The organism is Pseudomonas sp. McL0111 (assembly GCF_052567255.1).
The window spans coordinates 1,822,528-1,845,193 of sequence record NZ_CP199585.1 but is presented as its reverse complement, the minus strand read 5'-3'; the positions used below and the strand labels follow the sequence as shown (position 1 = coordinate 1,845,193).

The 22,666-nt window shown below is 59.0% G+C and carries 21 protein-coding genes; 9 read left to right on the top strand and 12 right to left on the bottom strand.

Annotation, left to right across the window (positions count from 1 at the left end; all coding sequences use genetic code 11):
* Positions 1-9: 9 nt before the first annotated feature.
* Positions 10-639, bottom strand: a complete 630-nt coding sequence (locus ACTWLJ_RS08310) for a flagellar basal body-associated protein FliL (RefSeq protein ID WP_445180507.1) — start codon at positions 637-639, stop codon at positions 10-12.
* Positions 640-865: 226 nt separating this feature from the next.
* Between ACTWLJ_RS08310 and glpT the strand changes: the two genes are divergently transcribed.
* Entirely contained in the window at positions 866-2,215 is a 1,350-nt protein-coding gene (glpT, locus tag ACTWLJ_RS08305) for a glycerol-3-phosphate transporter (RefSeq protein ID WP_445180506.1), read from the top strand.
* On the opposite strand, the gene ACTWLJ_RS08300 is transcribed toward glpT, so the two are convergent.
* The gene (locus ACTWLJ_RS08300; RefSeq protein WP_445180505.1) at positions 2,191-2,859 is read right to left on the bottom strand and encodes a gamma-glutamylcyclotransferase; all 669 of its coding nucleotides are present in this window, start codon (positions 2,857-2,859) and stop codon (positions 2,191-2,193) included. The genes glpT and ACTWLJ_RS08300 overlap by 25 nt on opposite strands.
* A gap of 355 nt (positions 2,860-3,214) precedes the next feature.
* Here ACTWLJ_RS08300 and ACTWLJ_RS08295 point away from each other — a divergent pair, with 355 nt between their 5' ends.
* A complete protein-coding gene (locus ACTWLJ_RS08295) occupies positions 3,215-3,691 on the top strand; it encodes a sn-glycerol-3-phosphate transporter (RefSeq protein ID WP_445180504.1) in 477 nt (158 codons plus the stop codon).
* Positions 3,692-3,712: 21 nt separating this feature from the next.
* On the opposite strand, the gene ACTWLJ_RS08290 is transcribed toward ACTWLJ_RS08295, so the two are convergent.
* The 6 genes from ACTWLJ_RS08290 to ACTWLJ_RS08265 all read right to left on the bottom strand — a co-directional run bounded on the left by ACTWLJ_RS08290 (position 3,713) and on the right by ACTWLJ_RS08265 (position 10,981).
* Positions 3,713-4,681, bottom strand: a complete 969-nt coding sequence (locus ACTWLJ_RS08290; RefSeq protein ID WP_445180503.1) for a CDP-6-deoxy-delta-3,4-glucoseen reductase — start codon at positions 4,679-4,681, stop codon at positions 3,713-3,715.
* Positions 4,681-6,147: a 4-hydroxy-3-polyprenylbenzoate decarboxylase gene (ubiD, locus tag ACTWLJ_RS08285; RefSeq protein ID WP_401212797.1), complete on the bottom strand. Its 1,467-nt coding sequence runs from the start codon at positions 6,145-6,147 to the stop codon at positions 4,681-4,683. Before ubiD ends, ACTWLJ_RS08290 begins: the two co-directional genes overlap by 1 nt.
* Before the next feature lie 80 nt (positions 6,148-6,227).
* The gene (locus tag ACTWLJ_RS08280; RefSeq protein ID WP_445180502.1) at positions 6,228-8,189 is read right to left on the bottom strand and encodes an acyltransferase family protein; all 1,962 of its coding nucleotides are present in this window, start codon (positions 8,187-8,189) and stop codon (positions 6,228-6,230) included.
* A gap of 126 nt (positions 8,190-8,315) precedes the next feature.
* Complete coding sequence (gene rho / locus ACTWLJ_RS08275) at positions 8,316-9,575, bottom strand: transcription termination factor Rho (protein WP_042561678.1); 1,260 nt, start codon at positions 9,573-9,575, stop codon at positions 8,316-8,318.
* A gap of 248 nt (positions 9,576-9,823) precedes the next feature.
* On the bottom strand, positions 9,824-10,153 hold the full coding sequence (trxA, locus tag ACTWLJ_RS08270; protein WP_003206727.1) for a thioredoxin TrxA: 330 nt from the start codon (positions 10,151-10,153) through the stop codon (positions 9,824-9,826).
* Positions 10,154-10,273: 120 nt separating this feature from the next.
* On the bottom strand, positions 10,274-10,981 hold the full coding sequence (locus tag ACTWLJ_RS08265) for a FadR/GntR family transcriptional regulator (protein ID WP_445180501.1): 708 nt from the start codon (positions 10,979-10,981) through the stop codon (positions 10,274-10,276).
* A gap of 257 nt (positions 10,982-11,238) precedes the next feature.
* On the opposite strand from ACTWLJ_RS08265, the gene ACTWLJ_RS08260 reads away from it, so the two are divergent.
* From ACTWLJ_RS08260 to ppx, 5 genes are all read left to right on the top strand, one after another.
* Positions 11,239-12,024, top strand: a complete 786-nt coding sequence (locus tag ACTWLJ_RS08260; protein WP_445180500.1) for a transporter substrate-binding domain-containing protein — start codon at positions 11,239-11,241, stop codon at positions 12,022-12,024.
* A gap of 22 nt (positions 12,025-12,046) precedes the next feature.
* The gene (locus ACTWLJ_RS08255; RefSeq protein WP_445180499.1) at positions 12,047-12,715 is read left to right on the top strand and encodes an amino acid ABC transporter permease; all 669 of its coding nucleotides are present in this window, start codon (positions 12,047-12,049) and stop codon (positions 12,713-12,715) included.
* A complete protein-coding gene (locus ACTWLJ_RS08250; protein ID WP_445180498.1) occupies positions 12,712-13,362 on the top strand; it encodes an amino acid ABC transporter permease in 651 nt (216 codons plus the stop codon). The genes ACTWLJ_RS08255 and ACTWLJ_RS08250 overlap by 4 nt, the downstream gene beginning before the upstream one ends.
* Positions 13,349-14,086, top strand: coding sequence for an amino acid ABC transporter ATP-binding protein (locus ACTWLJ_RS08245; protein ID WP_401212817.1), 738 nt, complete (start codon positions 13,349-13,351; stop codon positions 14,084-14,086). The genes ACTWLJ_RS08250 and ACTWLJ_RS08245 overlap by 14 nt, the downstream gene beginning before the upstream one ends.
* A gap of 236 nt (positions 14,087-14,322) precedes the next feature.
* On the top strand, positions 14,323-15,825 hold the full coding sequence (ppx, locus tag ACTWLJ_RS08240; RefSeq protein WP_445181339.1) for an exopolyphosphatase: 1,503 nt from the start codon (positions 14,323-14,325) through the stop codon (positions 15,823-15,825).
* 90 nt (positions 15,826-15,915) lie between these two features.
* Here the strand turns inward: ppx and ppk1 are convergent, their stop codons facing one another.
* Positions 15,916-18,141 (bottom strand): polyphosphate kinase 1, encoded by a 2,226-nt coding sequence (gene ppk1 / locus ACTWLJ_RS08235; protein WP_445180497.1) that lies wholly within the window; start codon positions 18,139-18,141, stop codon positions 15,916-15,918.
* Between the two features lie 18 nt (positions 18,142-18,159).
* Positions 18,160-19,173, bottom strand: a complete 1,014-nt coding sequence (hemB, locus tag ACTWLJ_RS08230; protein WP_445180496.1) for a porphobilinogen synthase — start codon at positions 19,171-19,173, stop codon at positions 18,160-18,162.
* 207 nt (positions 19,174-19,380) lie between these two features.
* On the opposite strand from hemB, the gene ACTWLJ_RS08225 reads away from it, so the two are divergent.
* Complete coding sequence (locus ACTWLJ_RS08225) at positions 19,381-20,013, top strand: DedA family protein (RefSeq protein WP_445180495.1); 633 nt, start codon at positions 19,381-19,383, stop codon at positions 20,011-20,013.
* Here ACTWLJ_RS08225 and ACTWLJ_RS08220 read toward each other — a convergent pair.
* Positions 19,994-21,229, bottom strand: coding sequence for a sterol desaturase family protein (locus ACTWLJ_RS08220; protein ID WP_445180494.1), 1,236 nt, complete (start codon positions 21,227-21,229; stop codon positions 19,994-19,996). The two genes, ACTWLJ_RS08225 and ACTWLJ_RS08220, sit on opposite strands and share 20 nt — an antisense overlap.
* A 115-nt stretch (positions 21,230-21,344) precedes the next feature.
* Between ACTWLJ_RS08220 and elbB the strand changes: the two genes are divergently transcribed.
* Positions 21,345-22,013 carry an isoprenoid biosynthesis glyoxalase ElbB gene (gene elbB, locus ACTWLJ_RS08215; RefSeq protein WP_401212830.1) on the top strand — a complete coding sequence of 223 codons (669 nt, stop codon included), beginning with the start codon at positions 21,345-21,347 and terminating at the stop codon, positions 22,011-22,013.
* Positions 22,014-22,128: 115 nt separating this feature from the next.
* Here elbB and ACTWLJ_RS08210 read toward each other — a convergent pair whose 3' ends face one another.
* The gene (locus tag ACTWLJ_RS08210; protein WP_401212833.1) at positions 22,129-22,584 is read right to left on the bottom strand and encodes a YaiI/YqxD family protein; all 456 of its coding nucleotides are present in this window, start codon (positions 22,582-22,584) and stop codon (positions 22,129-22,131) included.
* Positions 22,585-22,666: the final 82 nt, after the last annotated feature.

Here is a 22,666-nt window from a genome sequence, read left to right as displayed (position 1 = left end):
CGCACGTCATCAGTTGCCGGGCGCATAGCCGATGTCGCCCGGCAGCAGGTGTTCCTGAATTTTCTCGCTACGAGACGGGATGAGGCGGCCATTTTCATCGAAGCGCAACACGATCAGCCAGTCGTAGACATCGTCGGGCCATTTTTCCTGGCCCATCAATGCTGTGGCGTCGCCGCCGAAGGCTTTGAGCAGTTTATTGATATGTCCGTGATGCCAGGCAATCAGCACGGTCTTCGCCTGATTGCTCTTGCGCAGCAGTTTGACCAACTGATGAAGATCACCATTGAGGTAGGGCTGCTCAATCGCAAGGTTCAGACGCTGGGCCAGCGGGATCAGGGTCAGGCGCGAGCGTGAGCTCTCCGCGGTGTCGCCGGCAGCAATCAAACGCTGGGGGGTGAGGGTCTGGCCGTCGAGTTTCAGCGGATTGAAATAATCGACGTAGGCTGCCGCGCGCTGTTCGCCTCGGGCATTGAGTACCGATCCCACATCCGGTTTTTCCGCATGCCGAATGATCAATACGGTGGCATTGCGCAGGCCCGAATGGGCAGGATGATCAGCATAAATCAAGGTCAGCACCACAAAGGTGAGTGCTGCCGCCACAAAAAATCTCGGCAATAACCTGCGAACCTTCAGTGGCATTTCTTATCTCGACTGATCAATCGGCTGAACTGGCCGCGAGTCTAAGTCACTCGATGTTGATAAGTGGTGAAAACGCCCTGTTCTTACAGCTGAGCGACAGGTTCGTAAAGGAACATGCGACTTCCAACATTTTCCGCTGTTTTGGCGATGCGAACCGGTGCTATTTTCGGTAACGAAACTGTAACATTCGCATCCGCAGTCAAAACAAGAAATCTGGAGCTCTTGAATGTTTGCTTTCTTTCGTCCTGCCGCACATCAGGCTCCATTGCCTGAAGAAAAAATAGACAGCACTTACCGACGCCTGCGCTGGCAGATCTTCGCCGGTATTTTCTTTGGTTACGCGGGTTACTACCTGCTGCGCAAAAACTTCTCGCTGGCGATGCCATTCCTGATAGACGAGGGCTACACCCGGGGTCAGTTGGGTCTGGCAATGTCGGCTATCGCGATCGCTTACGGCTTGTCGAAGTTCTTGATGGGCCTGGTCTCGGATCGCTCCAACCCTCGCTACTTCTTGCCGTTCGGCCTGCTTATCTCGGCGGGCGTGATGTTCGTTTTCGGTTTCGCACCGTGGGCCACGTCCAGCGTGACGATGATGTTCATCCTGTTGTTCATCAACGGCTGGGCTCAGGGCATGGGCTGGCCGCCAAGCGGCCGGACGATGGTGCACTGGTGGTCGCAAAAGGAACGCGGCGGCGTAGTGTCGGTGTGGAATGTGGCGCACAACGTTGGCGGTGGTCTGATCGGCCCGTTGTTTCTGCTTGGCATGGGCTTGTTCAATGACTGGCACGCTGCATTCTATGTACCCGCAGCAGTGGCCCTGGGTGTGGCGGCGTTTGCCTTCATCACCATGCGCGACACCCCGCAATCGGTTGGCCTGCCGCCGATCGAGCAGTACAAGAACGACTATCCGGAAGGCTATGACGCCAGCCACGAAGACGAATTCAGCACCAAGGAAATCTTCGTCAAATACGTGTTGCGCAACAAAATGCTCTGGTACGTCGCCATGGCCAACGTCTTCGTCTACCTGCTGCGCTATGGCGTATTGGACTGGGCCCCGACGTACCTGAAAGAAGCCAAGCACTTCACCGTGGATACCACGTCGTGGGCGTACTTCTTCTACGAGTGGGCCGGCATTCCAGGCACCTTGCTGTGCGGCTGGATGTCGGACAAGATCTTCCGTGGCAACCGTGGCCTGACCGGCATGGTGTTCATGGCGCTGGTCACCGTAGCGACGCTGGTCTACTGGCTTAACCCGCCAGGCAACCCGACCATCGACATGATCGCCCTGTTCTCAATCGGTTTCCTGATCTATGGTCCGGTGATGCTGACAGGCCTGCAAGCTTTGGAGCTGGCACCGAAAAAAGCCGCCGGCACCGCCGCGGGCTTCACCGGCCTGTTTGGTTATCTGGGTGGCTCGGTCGCAGCCAGTGCGGCGATGGGCTACACCGTGGACCATTTCGGCTGGGACGGTGGTTTCGTGCTTCTGGTAGGCGGCTGCATTATGGCAATGGTTTGCCTGGCCCCGACCCTTTGGCACAAACAAGTCGCCAGTCAGAGCCGCGAAGCCGTCGCCTGATCAGTCTTTGACTGACAGCGCTTGAGCCGCGCCTCCAGATTCCGGTCTGGCATGGCGTGGCTACGCAGAGCGTGTGCGGTCTGCTCGACATAATCGCGAGTGGTGCCATAACGCCCGCAAGCGCTTTCGAACACCTGGCTCAGCACATGATCCGGCAAGTTGCCGGCATAGCTGGGCAGGTGTCGCTCCAGCACAAATCCCAAGGCCTGTACCTGGCTGCCATCTTCAAGACGGCAGTTGAGCCAGTGCGGGCGATAGGATGGAAACGGCATCTCTCTTTTCCACAGGGCATACAACGCACTGTCGAGATTCTCTTCCGGCAGCCGATAGGCAAAGCCGCTGCAAGAACCCCCGCGATCCAGACCAAACACCAACCCGGGCATTTCCGGGGTGCCTCGGTGCTCGTGCGACCACAGATACAAGCCGCGATGGTAACCATGCACCCGACCGCGCACCCGTTCAGAGGACGAACACTCCGGCTTCCAGATCAACGAGCCATAGGCGAACAGCCACACCGGCCCGCCCTTGTGGCGCGCCATGGTCGATTGCATCGAGACGAGAAGTTGTTCGTGCGTCAGCTGCGCGCCCAGATCGAGCCGCGGAGGGTAAGCCAGATTCAGAAAAGCAGATTCAATGGCTGTCATGACAGTAGTGTTCGGCCCCGCAAGTATTACAAGATGTAAGCACAATTCGCTTCATAGAACATATAGCAGTAACTCTAAAACGAAAAGTGCTAAAGGATGTATGACACTTTTGATAAGGACAAATAACGGCTATCAGCCCGGTCATTGGCTTTTATATAGCCTAATCCCCTTTCACCAATGTCTTAAATACCTGAATGACATATCCATAAGCATTCGCTCACCTGTTCAGGGTTTGTTCATGAGTACGAAGGAAATTTCCTACTAAAATATCGGAATCTCTTTATGTCCCGTCGCTGAACGCCCGCGTATAACGGCCTTCCTCTGGCGCAAGCCATCCCGTTACCGAGGCTGCACAATGAAAACCCCATGGATTTTGACCGCACTGCTGCTGAGTCTGGCTGGCCAGACAATGGCGCAGGAAAGCTCGGAGAAAGACGGCGGGTTCTGGTATGCACAGACCAGTGTCTATACCAAACACTACTCTCCCGACCCTGAACACAATAACAATCAGGACTTGATTGGCATTGAACGTAATCAGGCGTCAGGCTGGGTATTTGGCGGGGCGACTTTTCGTAACTCGTTCAGCCAGCGCTCAAATTACGGTTATGTCGGCAAACGTTTCGACAGTGCCGATTATCCGGTTTACCTGAAACTCACCGGCGGGTTGTTGCAGGGTTATCGCGGCGACTACAAGGACAAGATCCCGCTCAATCACTTCGGTGTTGCACCGGTGATCATTCCGTCTCTGGGCACTCATTACGGGCCAGTGGCTGCCGAACTGGTGTTGCTCGGCGCCAACGCGGCCATGGTCACGACCGGCGTGCGTTTCTAGTAACGCACGCTCAATCGCGACTCAGGAACGAGGCGCGTAGGCGAAGACGTCGGCGCGCATCTGATGCGCATCCATCCCCGCTTCAACCAAAGCGTCCAGCGTGCCATAGACCATGGCCGGTGAGCCGCTGGCGTAGACGTGCAACGGTTTCAGATCAGGGAAGTCCTCGCAGACTGCTTCGTGCAACATCCCGCAGCGCCCTTCCCAGCCGCATTGATCGCTGACGACCTTGTGCAGGAACAGGTTGGGCAACTTCACCCATTCGTCCCAATGTTCCATCTGATAGAAGTCTTCCGGTCGGCGCACGCCCCAGTACAGATACACCGGGTGCTTGAAGCCGTTGGCCCGGCAATGTTCGATCAGGCTGTGGATCTGCCCCATGCCGGTTCCGGCAGCGATCAGCACCAGTGGACCGTCGGGCAGTTCCGCAAGGTGGGTATCACCGAACGGCAGTTCGACGCGCACCAGCGGATTGCGCTGCAATTGCTCGATCAGGCTCAACGCACTGGGTTCGCGCGCCAGTACATGGATTTCCAGGTCTCGCCCGCCATGCGGTGCCGAGGCCATGGAGAACGCCGATTTCTCGCCGTTCTCGCGTTCGATCAGCAAATACTGCCCGGCGTGATAACGCGGCGGCTTGCCGGCCGGCGCACGCAAGCGCACGCGCCAGGTGTCGCCACCGACATCCCGGCACTCGATGACCTGACACGACAAGCTGCGCACCGGCAGTTCTCCTAGCGCGAGCACGCCATCCCACAGCAGGATGCAGTCTTCCAGCGGCTCGGCTATGCAAGTGTAGAACTCGCCGTGGTCACGCACATCGCCGGCCTGCTCGACCCGACCTTCCACCAGCAACGCCGCGCAAACGTGGCAATTGCCATTGCGGCAGCTTTGCGGGCATTCGTAGCCAAGGCGCCGCGCACCATCGAGAATCCGCTCACCGGGCTGTATCTCAAGTACCGCTCCGGAGGGCTGCAGGGTTACACGCATCAATCTATTCCTAACTGATTCCAGATGGCATCGATCCGTTGAGTAACGGCGTCGTCCTTGACGATGACACGGCCCCACTCGCGAGTGGTCTCACCCGGCCACTTGTGGGTGGCATCGAGGCCCATTTTCGAGCCCAGGCCAGAAATCGGCGAGGCGAAGTCGAGATAGTCGATCGGCGTGTTATCGATCATCACCGTGTCACGCTTGGGGTCCATGCGCGTGGTGATGGCCCAGATCACGTCGTTCCAGTCCCGGGCGTTGATATCGTCGTCGGTGACGATAACGAACTTGGTGTACATGAACTGTCGCAAAAACGACCAGACACCGAGCATCACGCGCTTGGCATGGCCCGGATACGACTTCTTCATGGTCACGATGGCCATGCGGTACGAGCAGCCTTCCGGCGGCAGGTAGAAATCGGTGATCTCCGGGAACTGCTTTTGCAGGATCGGCACGAACACTTCATTCAGCGCCACGCCGAGGATCGCCGGCTCATCCGGCGGACGACCGGTGTAGGTGCTGTGATAGATCGGTTTGATCCGGTGGGTAATGCGCTCGACGGTGAATACCGGGAAGCTATCGACTTCGTTGTAGTAACCGGTGTGGTCGCCGTACGGGCCTTCATCGGCCATTTCGCCCGGATGAATCACGCCTTCGAGGATGATTTCGGCAGTCGCCGGCACCTGCAAGTCGTTGCCACGGCACTTCACCAATTCCGTGCGGTTACCGCGCAACAGACCGGCGAAGGCGTATTCGGAGAGGCTGTCCGGTACCGGCGTCACTGCGCCAAGGATGGTCGCCGGATCGGCACCGAGGGCCACGGACACCGGGAACGGCTGACCTGGATGCTTCTCGCACCACTCACGGAAATCGAGCGCACCGCCACGGTGGCTGAGCCAACGCATGATGACTTTGTTGCGACCAATCACTTGTTGACGGTAGATGCCGAGGTTCTGCCGGTCCTTGTTCGGACCTTTGGTGACGGTCAGGCCCCAGGTAATCAGTGGGCCGACGTCGCCGGGCCAGCAAGTCTGCACCGGCAGCATCGCCAGATCGACATCATCACCTTCGATAACCACTTCCTGGCACACCGCGTCTTTGACGACTTTCGGCGCCATCGCGATGATCTTGCGGAAGATCGGCAGCTTCGACCACGCGTCTTTCAAGCCCTTCGGCGGCTCCGGTTCCTTGAGGAACGCCAGCAGCTTGCCGATTTCGCGCAACTCGCTGACCGACTCGGCACCCATGCCCATGGCGACCCGCTCGGGTGTGCCGAACAGGTTGCCAAGCACCGGGATGTCGTAACCGGTCGGCTTCTCGAACAACAACGCCGGGCCCTTGGCCCGCAGCGTGCGGTCGCACACCTCGGTCATCTCCAGCACCGGCGAGACGGGAATCTGGATGCGTTTCAACTCTCCGCGCTGCTCAAGCTGCTGCACGAAATCCCGAAGATCCTTGAATTTCATTGACGATGGCACCCTCAAAATAGGCGTACATCCTACCTGCTCTGACGGGCAAACAGCAGCCCGTCAGCGCTTGGCATTGCTCAATTGTGGTTGGTGCCCAGCAGTATCGGCGCAAACAAAGGGCTCAATCTGGCACTGCCCATGTCAGAAAGATGATCTGCATCCTTGTACTGTGAATGGCCATCGACATCGATGGCGCACAGCCCGTCCTTACACATGAACGGTGTCGGGTCGAGGACGTGCACACCGGAATCCGCGGCACTCATTGAGTTGAACAGGTCAGTGAAAAATTGCTGACGCGCCAGATGTTCATTGAGCGGCCGACCGAGCCCCTCGGCCGAGCGCCCGATTCGCGCCAGGCTGGTCAGACGGTTGATGAAACTCTTGTGCTGCAGCGGCACCTCCTTGAACAGCCAGACCTGCACGCCCGCGTCACGTAGCTCGGCCACTTGCGCCTTGAGCGCTGCGGCCATGCGCCGTTCGGCTTGCTGCGTATTGTCTTTGCGATCAAGCAGGAACTGTCTGTCGCCATCGCCGTCTTCACGGCCATAAACGTACAAGCTCCAGTTGGCCGCCAACACCACGTCCTTGATCCCGAGGCTGAGAACTTTCTCCATGTTTCGCTTATTGAAGTCTTTGCACTGCTGACGTAATACATCTTCGATAATCGGCGGGCAGGCACTCAGACTGTACAACCACACTGGCGGCCCATTTTGACTGACGCTTCCTTCGATGGCCGGTAACAACGCGGCGGTATGACTGTCACCCCAGAACATCTTTGTCGCCGCTAACTTCTGTTCACCGCCCAGCAGGCATGCTTTGTCCAGCGCCTTGTCCGTGCTTACCTGCATACATTTCACCTGCCCGGCCTGCCATTCCCGGGACTGAGCGTACTCCAACGCTTTACCGGTCATGCGCTGGGGCACACCTTGCGCCCGGTCAATCGCCGTCCCCGTCACAGCCAGAGCCGTGATAGAGATCAAACCACCGATCAATACCGAGTTGCGGCTGGCAAACACTCGCTTTTCACGAAACGGCAGCTCGATGTAACGCAAGCTCAGCCATGCAAGACCCAGCGCGAGGGCCATCCAGCCAATCGCTTCCAGAGGCTGGATGCCGTCGATGGAAATCGCGTTGGCATACACGTAAACCGGCCAATGCCACAGGTAAAGCGAATAGGACAGCAGACCGACCCACACCAGGGCGCGGGCACTCAACAGCCGGCCAGCCCACGTCGGCCCCTGCGCGCCAGACCAGATCAACGCGGTCGTGCCCAATACCGGAAGCAATGCCGCCCAGCCCGGGAACACCGTGGACTTGTCAAACGTGAACACCGCTACCAGCACTGCCGCCAGTCCAGCCAGACCGACCAACTGACGCAGCCACGTTCGTACAACCAGTTTCGGCGCAGGCATCACCGCCAGCATGGCCCCGCAGAGCAATTCCCAGGCCCGGGTTGGCAACGAGAAAAAGGCAAATTCGAGCCTGCGTTCGATGTAGATAATGTTCAGGCCGAACGACACCAGCAGCACGCCAAACAGCAGCCAACGCCAATGGCGGATGTGGCGCACCATCAACACCATCATCAGCGGGAAGAAGATGTAGTACTGCTCCTCCACCGCCAGCGACCAGGTGTGCAGCAATGGTTTGAGCTCCGAAGCAGGCTCGAAGTAGCCGTCCTGACGCATGAACAGGATGTTGGAGATGAACAACGACTGGTAACGAACCGTACGCCCCAGTTCGGAAAGGTCTTTGGGTGTCAGCAAAAGCCAACCCAACGCCAGCGTCACCACCACAACCACACTCAAGGCCGGCAGGATACGACGAGCCCGGCGCCCCCAGAAATCAAGGAAGCTGAAGCGCTGGGCGCTGATTTCACGGAACAGGATTGTGGTGATCAGGAATCCGGAGATGACGAAGAACACGTCAACGCCGACAAAACCGCCGCTGAATGTACTGAAGCCGAAATGGAACAGCACGACGGGAATAACCGCGAGTGCCCGTAATCCGTCGATATCACGGCGATTGCCAAACGTGTGCATAGCGCTCCTTGTGGGTTCGGATACAAGCCGATCAAACAAGGACATTAGCCAGCCAGGAAAGTTATGCACCGCGAGCGCAAAAAAAAGCGCCCCTTTCGGGACGCTCCTTTTTAAGCGGCTTTCGTATTACTTGCGCTTCATCGACAAGAAGAACTCGTCGTTGGTCTTGGTCGTTTTCAGCTTGTCGATCAGGAACTCGATGGCGGCAACTTCGTCCATCGGGTGCAGCAGCTTGCGCAGAATCCACATGCGCTGCAGTTCGTCGTCGGCAGTCAGCAACTCTTCGCGGCGGGTGCCGGAACGGTTGATGTTGATGGCCGGGAACACACGCTTCTCGGCGATCTTGCGATCCAGAGGCAGTTCCATGTTGCCGGTACCCTTGAACTCTTCGTAGATCACTTCGTCCATCTTCGAACCGGTTTCAACCAGTGCGGTGGCGATAATGGTCAGCGAGCCGCCTTCTTCGATGTTCCGCGCAGCGCCGAAGAAACGTTTCGGTTTCTCCAGGGCGTGGGCATCGACACCACCGGTGAGCACCTTGCCGGAGCTCGGGATCACGGTGTTGTAGGCACGGGCCAGACGGGTGATGGAGTCGAGCAGGATCACCACGTCCTTCTTGTGTTCGACCAGGCGCTTGGCCTTCTCGATCACCATTTCGGCAACCTGTACGTGACGGGTCGGCGGCTCGTCGAAGGTCGATGCAACCACTTCGCCGCGCACGGTGCGCTGCATTTCGGTTACTTCTTCCGGACGCTCGTCGATCAGCAACACGATCAGGTGAACTTCAGGGTTGTTACGGGCGATGTTCGCTGCGATGTTCTGCAGCATGATCGTTTTACCGGCTTTCGGCGGTGCAACGATCAGACCGCGCTGGCCTTTGCCGATCGGAGCGCACAGGTCGATCACTCGACCGGTCAGGTCTTCGGTGGAACCGTTGCCGGCTTCCATCTTCATGCGCACGGTCGGGAACAGCGGGGTCAGGTTCTCGAAGAGAATCTTGTTTTTCGCGTTCTCTGGACGATCGAAGTTGATCGTGTCGACCTTGAGCAGTGCGAAATACCGCTCGCCTTCCTTCGGAGGGCGGATCTTGCCAACGATGGTGTCACCGGTGCGCAAGTTGAAACGGCGGATCTGGCTAGGCGAGACGTAGATATCGTCCGGGCCGGCCAGGTAGGAAGCGTCAGCGGAGCGCAGGAAGCCGAAGCCGTCCTGGAGAATCTCCAGCACGCCATCACCGGAGATTTCCTCACCGCTTTTCGCGTGCTTCTTGAGCAGGGAGAAAATCACGTCCTGCTTGCGCGAACGGGCCATATTTTCTATGCCCATCTGTTCGGCCAATTCGAGCAGTTCGGTAATCGGCTTTTGCTTGAGTTCAGTCAGATTCATATAGGAATGACGTAATCATTTATGGAGGGGGGAAATTAAGCTTTTGGCTTAATGAGGCCGCGCCGCGGAGAAGGCGACAGGATCGCGAACTAGTTCGAAAAGGAGTGCGTCGGCGGCGGCTAGCAGGGGGCATTGGAGAAACCAGTGCGGGGCCGAATGTACCACCTGAATTTCGGAGCGTCTAGCCCTGAATACGCAAAAAGCCCCGCTAATTGCGGGGCTTTTTTTCAGACACTTTACTGCGACGCTTAGATGTTGGCGTCGAGGAAAGCAGCCAGTTGCGACTTCGACAGCGCGCCGACTTTGGTCGCTTCAACGTTGCCGTTCTTGAACAGCATCAGAGTCGGGATACCACGCACACCGTGCTTGGCCGGGGTTTCCTGGTTCTCGTCGATGTTCAGTTTGGCAACGGTCAGCTTGCCTTTGTAAGTCTCGGCAATCTCGTCCAGAACCGGGGCGATCATTTTGCAAGGGCCGCACCATTCAGCCCAGTAGTCGACCAGTACAGCGCCTTCGGCCTTGAGTACGTCGGCTTCGAAGCTAGCGTCGCTAACGTGTTTGATAAGATCGCTGCTCATGGAATTCTCCAGGTTGTAAGCAAAAAAACGTGGCCCATCATAGCCGCCCTTCCCTTGTTCAGGAAGTCGCAGATGATTGAGTCTTGCTATGGTGCCCCATGAGTTTGGGTATAGCTCAAGTCACGCCGTGGCGGGGGCGATGAAGGCAATTCCGGTGCGCAGAGCAGCGTTGCGCACGTGCTCCTGCATGGCTTTTTGCGCCGCGCCGGAGGCTCGACGGGCGAGTGCCCGGAGGATCTTGCGGTGTTCCTGCCAGGTTTCCATGGCACGTTCGGCCCGGATGAACGGTAGCTTCTGGCTCTCGAGAAAGATCTCGGCACTGGCGGTGAGGATGCTCAGCATCGCCTGATTGCCGCTGGCCAGCAGGATGCGCCGGTGGAATTCGAAGTCGAGTTTCGCTGCGGCTTCAAAGTCGCTGGCCCGTAACTGCTCACGCATTGCCGCGACGTTGTCCTCCAGCGCGTCCAGCTCAAAGGTACTCAACGTCACCGCCGCCAGCCCCGCAGCAAAGCCTTCCAGCGCATAGCGCAACTGAAAGATATCCAGCGGCGAGGCCTGCGCCGCGAATGGCCAGCCCAGCGCGCCTTCACTGCGTGACAAATCAACCGGCGCCTGTACGAACACGCCCTTGCCCGGCTGAATACTCACCACACCCAACGCACTCAGCGACGACAGCGCCTCGCGCAATGAAGCCCGGCTAACCCCCAACTGCACGGCCAGATCGCGCTGCGAAGGCAAGGCATCGCCCGCGCCGAAACCCTGTTCGGTGATCAGTTTGCGAATAGCTTGCAGCGCCACTTCGGGTACGGCGCGGGAGATCGAGTTCATGGTTTTCCAGACGAGCCAGGCCAATGTGCGGCTAGTTGTAAAGCTATTCGCAACATCCGGCAAGTCGTGCCCCAGCGGGGTTCGGCGCTGGGCTGCGATGCGCTATCGGGGTGCGAAAACCAACCTGACTGTTCAGACCAGTAAGACCGAACAAACCCGGCAAAACCGTGGCCTGCCGTGATGATTACGGTGGGTTGGCATGCCCCATGCTCTGTCCGATCGCAGAAATCACTTCCAGCCGATCCCGGAGATTTGCCATGTCCCTGCGTTCCAGCGCCCTCCTCGCTGCCCTGTTTGCCGGTCTGATGTTGAGTCAGGTTTCCGCCCACGCCGACGGTCTCGATGACGTGGTCAAACGCGGCACATTGAAAGTTGCCGTGCCGCAGGACTTCCCGCCGTTCGGCTCGGTCGGCCCGGACATGAAACCTCGCGGCCTCGATATCGATACCGCAAAACTGCTGGCCGAGCAGCTCAAGGTCAAACTCGAACTGACCCCGGTCAACAGCACCAACCGCATCCCGTTCCTGACCACCGGCAAGGTCGACCTGGTGATTTCCAGCCTCGGCAAGAACCCGGAGCGCGAGAAAGTCATCGATTTCTCCCATGCCTACGCGCCGTTCTACCTCGCCGTGTTCGGCCCGCCGGACGCCGCGATCACCAGCCTCGACGACCTCAAGGGCAAAACCATCAGCGTTACCCGTGGCGCCATCGAAGACATCGAACTGACCAAGGTTGCCCCTGAAGGCGTGACCATCAAGCGCTTCGAAGACAACAACTCGACCATCGCCGCGTATCTCGCCGGCCAGGTTGATCTGATCGCCAGCGGCAACGTGGTGATGGTCGCGATCAGCGAAAAGAATCCGAAACGCGTGCCGGCGCTGAAAGTGAAGCTCAAGGATTCGCCAGTCTATGTCGGCGTGAACAAGAACGAGCCGGCACTGCTGAGCAAGGTCAACGAGATCCTCGCCACCGCCAAGACCGACGGTGCGCTGGAAAAGAATTCGCAAACCTGGCTGAAAGAGCCGCTGCCGGCCGATCTTTGATCGCTCGGGCGGGAGTTAATTAATGGCCTATCAGTTCGATTTCCTGCCGGTGGTGCAAAACACCGACCTGCTGTTGCGCGGTGCTCTGTTCACCCTTGAGCTGACGGCCATCGGTGCGGTGCTCGGGGTTGGCGTAGGCATCGTCGGCGCGCTGGTGCGGGCGTGGAACATCCGCCCGTTCTCGGCAATCTTCGGCGTCTATGTCGAGTTGATCCGCAACACGCCATTCCTCGTGCAGCTGTTTTTCATCTTCTTCGGTTTGCCGTCCCTCGGGGTGCAGATTTCCGAGTGGCAAGCGGCGGTGCTGGCGATGGTGATCAATCTCGGTGCGTATTCGACCGAGATCATCCGCGCCGGCATTCAGGCGATCCCCAAGGGTCAACTGGAGGCCGCAGCCGCATTGGCGATGAGTCGCTTCGAGGCGTTCCGGCATGTGGTGTTGTTACCGGCGCTGGGCAAGGTTTGGCCGGCGCTGAGCAGCCAGATCATCATCGTCATGCTCGGTTCGGCGGTGTGTTCACAGATCGCCACCGAGGAGCTGAGCTTCGCTGCCAACTTCATTCAGTCGCGCAACTTCCGCGCCTTTGAAACCTACGCCCTGACCACGCTGATCTACCTGTGCATGGCCTTGTTGATCCGCCAGTTGCTGAACTGGATCGGGCGCCGCTTCATAAGCAGGAGCAGCGTATGAGCGATTTCACCTTCTGGGACATCCTGCGCAACCTGCTTATCGGTCTGCAATGGACGCTGGCGCTGTCGCTGGTGGCATTCATTGGTGGCGGGTTGGTCGGCTTGCTGATCATGGTCATGCGCATCTCGAAAAACGCCCTGCCGCGCAACATCGCCCGGACCTGGATAGAGCTGTTCCAGGGCACGCCGCTGTTGATGCAGCTGTTTCTGGTGTTTTTCGGTGTGGCGCTGGCCGGTATAGACATTTCGCCGTGGATGGCGGCGGCGATTGCCCTGACGCTGTTCACCAGCGCCTATCTGGCAGAGATCTGGCGCGGCTGCGTCGATTCAATTCCCAACGGTCAGTGGGAAGCCTCGTCGAGTCTGGCGCTGAACCCGCTGGAGCAACTGCGCTTCGTGATCCTGCCGCAGGCCCTGCGCATTGCCGTGGCGCCAACCGTGGGCTTCTCGGTGCAAGTGGTCAAAGGCACTGCGGTGACTTCGATCATCGGTTTCACCGAGCTGACCAAGACCGGCGGCATGCTCGCCAACGCCACGTTCGAACCGTTCATGGTCTACGGCCTCGTCGCCGCCGGCTACTTCCTGCTCTGTTACCCCTTGTCCCTCAGTGCGCGCTATCTGGAAAGGAGACTGCATGCCTCTGCTTAGAATTTCCGCCCTGCATAAGTATTACGGCGATCACCATGTACTCAAAGGCATCGACCTCAGTGTCGAGGAAGGCCAGGTGGTGGCGATCATCGGCCGCAGCGGCTCGGGCAAATCCACCTTGTTGCGCACGCTTAATGGTCTGGAATCGATCAATGACGGCGTGATCGAAGTCGATGGCGAATACCTTGATGCCGCCCGCGCGGATCTGCGCAGCCTGCGGCAGAAAGTCGGCATGGTGTTCCAGCAGTTCAATCTGTTCCCGCACCTGACCGTCGGCGAGAACGTGATGCTCGCACCACAAGTGGTGCAGAAAGTGCCCAAGGCCAAAGCCGCCGAACTGGCGCGGCAGATGCTCGCCCGGGTGGGGTTGAGCGAGAAGTTCGATGCGTTTCCGGATCGACTGTCCGGCGGGCAGCAGCAACGGGTGGCGATTGCCCGTGCTTTGGCGATGTCGCCGAAAGTCTTGCTGTGCGACGAGATCACCTCGGCGCTGGACCCTGAACTGGTCAATGAAGTGCTGGCCGTGGTGCGGCAACTGGCCAAGGAAGGCATGACCCTGATCATGGTCACCCATGAAATGCGCTTTGCCCGCGAGGTCGGCGACAAACTGGTGTTCATGCACCATGGCAAGGTGCATGAGGTGGGCGATCCGAAGGTGTTGTTTGCCAATCCGCAGACGGCGGAGCTGGCGAATTTTATTGGTAGCGTAGAGGCGACAGCCTGAAGAAACTGTAGGGGTTTTACTGGCCTCTTCGCGGGCAAGCCCGCTCCCACAGGGTTTTCGGGTGGAACCGGATTGTGTGTTCGGCGCAAAAACCTGTGGGAGTGAGCCTGCTCGCGATTGACCGCGCAGCGGTCACCGGCATTCCTGCGCCATATCAAGGCTTTGCGCCGTACGCGTTGGCGGCGGCGTTTGATCGTGGCACGATGTCGGGGTTATCGACCGAGACCCCCCTGACCATGCCGCAATCCAAAGCCAAGAATCTGTCCCTGATCGCCGCAATCGACTTGGGCTCCAACAGCTTTCATATGGTCGTGGCCAAGGCCCAGAACGGCGAAATCCGTATTCTCGAGCGCCTCGGCGAAAAGGTCCAACTGGCCGCCGGCATCGACGATGAGCGCAAGCTCAACGAAGAATCGATGCAACGCGGGCTCGATTGCCTCAAGCGTTTTGCCCAACTGATCAACGGTATGCCGCTAGGCGCCGTGCGGATCGTCGGCACCAACGCCCTGCGCGAAGCGCGTAACCGCCTAGAATTCATCCACCGCGCCGAAGAAATCCTCGGTCACCCGGTGGAAGTCATCTCCGGCCGTGAAGAAGCGCGACTGATTTACCTCGGCGTATCGCACACCTTGGCCGACACCCCGGGCAAACGCCTGGTCGCCGACATTGGCGGCGGCAGTACCGAATTCATCATTGGCCAGCGCTTCGAGCCGTTGCTGCGCGAGAGCCTGCAAATGGGCTGCGTCAGCTTCACTCAGCGCTACTTCAAGGACGGCAAGATCACCCCGGCTCGCTACGCCCAGGCGTACACAGCGGCGCGGCTGGAGATCATGAGCATCGAACACGCCCTGCACCGCCTGACCTGGGATGAAGCCATCGGCTCCTCGGGGACCATCCGTGCCATCGGTCTGGCCTTGAAGGCTGGCGGTCATGGTACCGGCGAAGTCAACGCCGAAGGGCTGGCCTGGCTCAAGCGCAAACTGTTCAAGCTCGGCGACTCGGACAAGATCGACTTCGAAGGCATCAAACCGGATCGCCGGGCGATTTTCCCGGCAGGACTGGCGATTCTCGAAGCGATCTTCGACGCCCTCGAACTGCAACGCATGGATCACTGCGAAGGCGCACTGCGCGAAGGCGTGCTCTATGACCTGCTCGGTCGCCATCATCACGAAGACGTGCGTGAACGCACCCTGACGTCGCTGATGGAGCGTTACCACGTTGACCTGGAACAGGCTGCGCGAGTCGAACGCAAGGCGCTGCACGCGTTTGATCAGGTGGCTCAAGACTGGGAACTGGATGACGGTATCTGGCGCGAACTTCTCGGCTGGGCAGCGAAAGTGCACGAAGTCGGTCTCGACATCGCTCACTATCACTATCACAAGCACGGCGCCTATTTGATCGAGCACTCGGACCTCGCCGGGTTCTCCCGTGAAGACCAACAGATGCTCGCACTGCTGGTTCGCGGCCATCGCCGCAACATTCCCAAGGACAAGTTCGCCGACTTTGGCGACGACGGAATCAAGCTGATCCGCCTGTGTGCGTTGCTGCGCTTTGCGATTCTGTTCCACCACATTCGAGGCACCCAGACCATGCCGCAGGTGGTGTTGCACGCCAAGGGCGACAGCCTCGACGTCGAATTCCCGGAGAACTGGCTGGATGAGAATCAGCTGACCCAGGCGGATTTCGGGCTTGAGGCTGAATGGCTGACACGGGTGGGCATCATCCTTACCGTGCACTAACTCAGAGAAACCTGTGCCACAGGTAATCAGTGCAGGCACAAAAAAGGCGATCCATCAGGATCGCCTTTTTTATTGCGCCAGATTTGAAGGTCAACTGCTAACCGGCAAAATCGGGCTGCCCAAGCGCTCCAGCAAAGTCGCCTGCGCACTGCGCGGGTTCTGGTTGCCGGTTGGCGTGTTGCGGATGTAACGGCCGTCCGACTGCAGACTCCAGCTGTGGGTGTTGTCAGTCAGGTACAGCTCCAGCTCTTTCTTCACGCGGGTCAGCAGCTTCTTGCCTTCTACCGGGAAGCAAGTCTCGACGCGCTTGTCGAGGTTGCGCTCCATCCAGTCTGCGCTGGAGAGGAACATCTGCTCCTCGCCACCGTTGAGGAAGTAGAAGACACGGGTGTGCTCAAGGAACCGGCCGATGATCGAGCGCACATGGATGTTGTGCGAAACCCCGGCGATGCCCGGACGCAGGCAGCACATGCCACGCACCACCAGATCGATGCGCACACCGGACTGGCTGGCCTTGTACAGCGCGCGGATGATCTTCGGATCGGTCAGCGAGTTGAACTTGGCGATGATGTGCGCCGGTTTGCCGTCGAGGGCGAACTGGGTCTCGCGGGCAATCATGTCGAGCATGCCCTTCTTCAGGGTGAACGGCGCGTGCAGCAGCTTCTTCATGCGCAACGTTTTACCCATGCCGATCAACTGACTGAACAGTTTGCCGACGTCTTCACACAACGCGTCATCGGAGGTCAGCAAGCTGTAGTCGGTGTACAGGCGGGCGTTGCCGGCGTGGTAGTTACCGGTGCCGAGGTGCGCGTAACGCACGATCTCGCCGGCCTCGCGACGCAGGATCAGCATCATCTTGGCGTGGGTCTTGAAGCCGACCACGCCGTAGATCACCACTGCACCGGCCGCTTGCAGGCGGCTGGCCAATTGCAGGTTGGACTCTTCGTCGAAACGCGCACGCAACTCGATGACCGCGGTCACTTCCTTGCCGTTACGCGCAGCATCGACCAGGGCATCAACGATTTCCGAGTTGGCGCCGGAACGGTACAGGGTCTGGCGCACCGCCAATACATGCGGGTCTTTCGCTGCCTGACGCAGCAGATCGACCACGGGCGTGAACGATTCGAATGGGTGCAACAACAGGATGTCCTGCTTGCTGACCACGCTGAAAATGTTCTCGCTGTTTTGCAACAGTTTCGGGATCTGCGGGGTGAACGGCAGATATTGCAGCTCGCGCTGACTGTCCAGACCGGTGATGCTGAACAGCCGCGTCAGGTTCACCGGGCCGTTGACCTGATACAGCTCGGTCTCGCTCAGGTTGAACTGCTTGAGCAGATAGTCCGAGAGATGTTTCGGGCAAGTGTCGGCGACTTCGAGCCGCACGGCATCGCCATACCGACGCGAGAACAACTCGCCACGCAGGGCACGAGCCAGGTCTTCTACGTCTTCGGAGTCGAGCGCCAGATCGGCGTTTCGGGTCAGACGGAACTGGTAGCAGCCCTTGACCTTCATGCCCTGGAACAGATCGTCGGCGTGCGCGTGGATCATCGACGACAGGAATACATAGTTGTCGCCAGCGCCGCCGACCTCTTCCGGGACCTTGATGATCCGTGGCAGCAGACGCGGCGCCGGGATGATCGCCAGACCGGAATCGCGACCGAAGGCGTCGATGCCTTCGAGTTCGACGATGAAGTTCAGACTCTTGTTCACCAGCAACGGGAACGGGTGCGTCGGGTCGAGTCCGATCGGGGTGATGATCGGCGCGATCTCGTCGCGGAAATAGCGGCGTACCCAGGTTTTGATCTTGGTCGACCAATGACGGCGACGGATGAAGCGCACCTGATGCTTTTCCAGCTCCGGCAACAGAATCTCGTTGAGGATCGCGTATTGGCGATCAACATGACCGTGCACCAGTTCGCTAATGCGCGCCAGCGCCTGATGCGGCTGCAAGCCATCGGCGCCGGCCTGTTCACGGGCGAAGGTGATTTGCTTCTTCAGGCCGGCAACGCGGATTTCGAAGAATTCGTCGAGGTTGCTGGAGAAGATCAGCAGGAACTTCAATCGTTCCAGCAACGGATAGGACTCATCCAGCGCCTGTTCCAGCACGCGGATGTTGAACTGCAGTTGCGACAGCTCGCGGTGGATGTACAGGCTGCTGTCATCCAGACCGGGAATGGCAATCGCCGGAACCGCCGCAGCCGGTTCGGCCACCGGCGCGGGCGGAGCTGGCTCCAGCTCCGGCGGGGTTTCGGTGATTTGCTCGACCACCGGTTGAGCGTCTTTTACGGCAACTTCAGTCAGTCCTTCGGTATTCATCGGATGTTCCTGGGAGGGCTATTTCTGCTCTCGTAACAATTGAGCGGCGCGGACAGCAAAGTAAGTCAGGATGCCATCAGCGCCGGCACGTTTAAAGGAGGTGAGTGATTCGAGGATCACTGCTTCGCTCAACCAGCCATTCTGGATCGCCGCCATGTGCATGGCGTATTCGCCGCTGACCTGATAGACGAAGGTCGGCACTTTGAAGGCATCTTTTACCCGAAACAGGATGTCCAGGTACGGCATGCCGGGTTTGACCATGACCATGTCCGCGCCTTCAGACAAGTCGGCGCCGACTTCGTGCAACGCTTCGTCGCTGTTGGCCGGGTCCATCTGATAGGAGGCTTTGTTCGCCTTGCCCAGATTCGAAGCAGAACCGACGGCATCGCGAAACGGCCCGTAGTAGGCGCTGGCGTACTTGGCCGAGTAGGCCATGATCCGCACGTTGACGTGACCGGCAATCTCCAGCGCTTCGCGGATCGCCTGAATCCGGCCGTCCATCATGTCGGATGGCGCGACCACCTGAGCGCCAGCGGCGGCGTGGGACAGAGCCTGTTTGACCAGTGCATCGACGGTGATGTCGTTCTGCACGTAGCCTTCTTCATCGAGAATACCGTCCTGCCCGTGGGTGGTGAACGGGTCCAGCGCGACATCGGTGATCACGCCCAGCTCAGGGAAACGCTCACGCAGGGCGCGAGTAGCACGCTGGGCAATACCTTGCGGATTCCAGGCTTCAGCGGCATCAAGGGATTTGAGTCCGGGTGGCGTCACCGGGAACAGCGCCAGCGCCGGGATGCCCAGTTCGACCCATTTCGCGGCTTCTTCGAGCAGCAGGTCGATGCTCAGACGCTCCACACCCGGCATCGAGGCCACGGCTTCGCGGCGGTTTTCACCGTCGAGCACGAACACCGGCAGGATCAGATCATCGACCGTCAGCACATTTTCCCGCACCAGCCGACGCGAAAAATCATCACGACGATTGCGTCGCAGACGAGTGGCAGGGAACAGGCGATTGGCGGGGGTAAAGCTCACGGCGGACTCCTGAGCCCGCGCAAACGGGCGAGCGTGACAGTTATAGACGGCCATTATGACCAACAGATGACAGTTATGTGTGTCCTGTGACAGGTAGCCTTATTCCATTGTCCGTGTAGGAAATGTTCACGTCGAGACACATTTGGACACTTTCATGAATGTGTCTGAAGGGTTAGGCTGCGCGTTCATTTCGCCAGCACCCAGACAATGCTCCAACAATTTCTGCATGACTTTGGTTACTTTGCGCTGTTTCTTGGCACATTCTTCGAAGGCGAAACCATCCTGGTGCTCGCGGGCTTCCTCGCGTTCCGTGGATACATGGATATCAACCTGGTCGTGGTTGTGGCGTTCTTCGGCAGTTATGCCGGCGATCAGCTGTGGTACTTCCTCGGACGCAAGCACGGGCGCAAGTTGCTGGCGCGCAAACCGCGCTGGCAGATGATGGGCGACCGGGCGCTGGAGCACATCCGCAAGCATCCAGACATCTGGGTCCTGAGTTTCCGCTTTGTTTATGGCTTGCGCACGGTAATGCCGGTGGCCATCGGCCTGTCGGGTTATCCGCCGGGACGCTATCTGCTGCTCAACGGGATTGGCGCAGCAATCTGGGCCACGGCTCTGGCCGCCGCTGCTTATCACTTCGGCGCGGTGCTGGAGGGCATGCTCGGCAGCATCAAGAAGTACGAGCTGTGGGTGCTCGGCGCGCTGCTGATCCTCGGTGTCGGCCTGTGGCTGCGCCGCCGTTTCAAGAATGCCCGTCTGGCGAAGAAGATCTACGAAGACGAGCAAATCCACAAAGCCGAACAGGCCAAAGCCGCCGAGCCTAAGACGCCAGCCGAGTAATTCGCTGGCGGCACACATACAGACCAATGCCACTGAGCAGGCTGTAACTGAGCAGGCCAGCCCAGATCACCGGGCTGGCCGGCCATAGCCCGAGCATGGGCGCCAGCCACACCAGCGGCAGGTTCGACAACAACCGCAACAGCTCGACTTTCAGCGCCCACGGGCGATTCTCCAGCGCCACACCCAGCGCAAACACACCGAACGCCACCGCCCCCCAACCGAGTACCAACGCTGCGGTAGGCAGACTTCGTTCCAGGTTCATCAAGTAACTGCCCAACGCGATGTAGACGCAAAACTGCGCCGCGACGTACCACTGTTGCCGACTGTCGAGCGGCACATCGAATTTGCAGAACTGCGTCAGATCCGGCTTGTTCATCGGATATTTCGCGGCGACATCTGCCGGCCGCCAACCGGTACGCATGAACCAGATCCGCAGCTTGTCCCACTTGCTCTCGGCGCGACGTGCGTCATTCCACAGCTGCGCATAGAACTGCAGATTCGCCCACAACGGATTCCAGCTGGCCAGCGGCGTGGTTACGCCAAAAATCACCGGCTCGTTGTCGTCCTCTTCCTGAAAGGTGCCGAACAGCCGATCCCAAAGAATGAACACCCCGCCGTAGTTGCGATCCATGTAGAGAGCGTTCTGTGCATGGTGAGCCCGATGATTGGACGGCGTGACGAAGAACCACTCGAACCAGCCGAGCTTGGGGATGTGCTTGGTGTGTACCCAGAATTGATAGAGCAGGTTCAGCGCCGCAACGCTGACGAACACCAACAGCGGCACACCGAGCACCGCCATCGGCAGGTAGAAGATCCAGCCCAGCAGAAACCCGGTGCTGGTCTGGCGCAATGCGGTCGAGAGGTTGTAGTCCTCGCTCTGGTGATGCACCGAGTGAGCGGCCCAGAGGACGTTGCGTTCATGGCCCATGCGATGCAGCCAGTAATAACAAAAGTCGTAGAGGACGAAGGCCAACACCCAGACCCAGACGCTGTTCGCCGACAATCTGAACAGCGCCAGATGTTCCAGGGCAAACGCATACGTCAGCAGCCCGACGCCTTTGGTCAGTAGGCCGGTGGTGGTCGAGAGCACACCGGTGCTGATGCTGTTTACCGCATCGGCCAGGCGATAGTTGCTGACCCCGCGCCAACGGTCAGCGACAAGCTCCAGTGCGATCAACAGCAGGAAAAACGGCACCGCATACAGAATCAAGTCCATGAAGCTTCTCGACTGAAGTCTTGAGCACAGATCCTAGGTCTAGCCGCGATTTAACCCTATGGCAACGAGCGACAAATTAGTGGACATTTAGCGCCATGAATCAGGAGAGAAACCCATGAGCAAAAAAGTTGCAGTGATCCTGTCCGGCAGTGGCGTATACGACGGCGCCGAGATCCACGAAAGCGTCATCACCCTGCTACGCCTTGATCAACGCGGCGCGCAGGTGCAGTGCTTTGCCCCGAACATCGCGCAATTGCATGTGATCAATCACCTGACCGGCGAAGAAATGCCCGAGTCGCGCAACGTGCTGGTGGAATCGGCGCGCATTGCCCGCGGCAACATCAAGGACATCCGCGAAGCCAGCGTCGATGACTTCGATGCGCTGATCGTGCCCGGCGGTTTTGGTGCGGCAAAGAACCTGTCGAACTTCGCCGTCGAAGGCGCTGGCTGCAGCGTGCAACCCGAAGTGTTGGCACTGGCCGAAGCATTTGCCGAAGCGGGCAAACCGGTGGGCCTGATGTGCATCTCGCCGGCACTGGCGGCAAAAATCTACGGCCCCGGCGTGACCTGCACCATCGGCAATGACGCCGACACCGCCACAGCGATGAACAAGATGGGCGCCACCCACGAAGATTGCGCGGTGTCCGACATCATCGAAGACAAGGCACGCAAACTGGTGACGACCCCGGCGTACATGCTGGCGCAGAACATCAGCGAAGCGGCATCAGGGATCAACAAACTGGTGGATCGAGTGCTGGAACTGACCCACGAAAACGATGCCTGAGACGACCTGATGTAGGAGTGAGCCTGTTCGCGATAGCGGTGTTTCAGGGAACAGTTTTGTTGCATGACACACCGCATTCGCGAGCAGGCTCGCTCCCACAGGGGATCGAGTTGAATCAGGGCTTGCGGGTCAGGCGGGTAAGGATTCGGTCCAGCGCATTGGCGAACGCCTGTTTCTCGCGTTCGCCGAACGGCGCGGGGCCGCCACTCATCTGGCCCTGCTCACGCAGATCGGTGAACAGGTTGCGTACAGCCAGCCGGTCGCCCATGTTCTGCGCATCGAACTCCTTGCCGCGTGGATCGAGCGCCGAGACGCCCTTCTTCACCAGGCGGTCAGCCAGCGGCACATCGCTGCAAATCACCAGCTCACCGGGCACCGCGTGTTCCACCAGATAATCGTCCGCCGCATCCGGGCCGCTCGGCACCACGATCAGTTTGACGATAGCCAGCGCCGGTTTGATCTGCGGCTGCCCCGCGACCAGCACCACTTCGAACTGGCGCTTGAGCGCAAACTTGACCACCAGATCCTTGGCCGCACGCGGACAGGCGTCGGCATCGATCCATACACGCATTTTGTTTACCCCTTAAAAAGCTTCGCGAGCAGGCTCGCTCCCACAGGAAATACACCATCCATGTGGGAGCGAGCCTGCTCGC